We start from the raw sequence: 784 nt of genomic DNA, 5'->3' as shown, positions 1-784 counted from the left end.
GTTTTTTCCTGTTTAGTCACAGTTCTGTTTCTCCATGTGTGGGGAGTCTGTCGGAGGTTTTTAATGATACCGGTGAAACGCGAAAGGATGCTCACGATACGGGTCACGGATGAGGAACATGCGCGGCTGCTGGCACGTTGTGAGGGAAAACAACTTGCGTCATGGATGCGTAAGGTCTGCCTGGGGGCACCGCCATCGAAAACGTCAGGTCTTCCGACACTGGCACCGCCGCTGTTGCGCCAGTTCGCTTCGGTCGGCAATAACCTGAATCAGATAGCCCGGAAGATAAACAGCGGACAGTGGTCGGGGCATGACCGGGTTCATGTGGTGGCTGCACTGATGGCCATCGGACGTGAACTGAGTGAGCTGAGGGATGAGGTCCGTAAACAGGGAGAACGGGATGATAGTTAAGTTTCATGCCAGGGGAAAAGGCGGTGGCAGTGGTCCGGTTGATTACCTGCTGGGCCGGGAGCGTAACCGGGAAGGGGCGAGAGTTCTGCGGGGTGCTCCCGAAGAGGTGCGGGAACTCATCGATGCCACGCCGTTTGCGAAAAAATACACCTCGGGGGTTCTGTCTTTTGCAGAGCAGACACTGCCACCGGGAGAGCGTGAAAGGGTGATGGAGAGCTTTGAGCGGGTACTGATGCCCGGTCTTGAAAAAAATCAGTACAGCATCCTGTGGGTGGAGCACCAGGACAAGGGGCGTCTTGAGCTGAATTTTGTCATCCCGAATATGGAGCTGGCGAGCGGAAAACGGCTCCAGCCCTATTACGACCGGGCGGAC

2 protein-coding genes are annotated in these 784 nt (G+C 56.2%); both read left to right on the top strand.

Features of this window, described 5'->3' with window-relative positions; translation table 11 throughout:
* Nucleotides 1-87: 87 nt before the first annotated feature.
* Nucleotides 88-411 carry a MobC family plasmid mobilization relaxosome protein gene (locus tag E0D98_RS25075; protein WP_001444404.1) on the top strand — a complete coding sequence of 108 codons (324 nt, stop codon included), beginning with the start codon at nt 88-90 and terminating at the stop codon, nt 409-411.
* A partial coding sequence (locus E0D98_RS25070) for a relaxase/mobilization nuclease domain-containing protein (protein WP_165941070.1) occupies nt 401-784 on the top strand: 384 nt, incomplete at its 3' end. The genes E0D98_RS25075 and E0D98_RS25070, both read left to right, overlap by 11 nt.

Origin of the sequence: Escherichia sp. KCJ4928 (genome assembly GCF_004352695.1) — a bacterium.
Lineage (GTDB): Bacteria > Pseudomonadota > Gammaproteobacteria > Enterobacterales > Enterobacteriaceae > ECMA0423.
This window is presented reverse-complemented; position numbering and strand designations above follow the sequence as displayed.

Bases quoted from the DNA above. Each gene is read 5' to 3' on its own strand.
- E0D98_RS25075 (WP_001444404.1), top strand. From the start codon at position 88: ATGCTCACGATACGGGTCACGGATGAGGAACATGCGCGGCTGCTGGCA.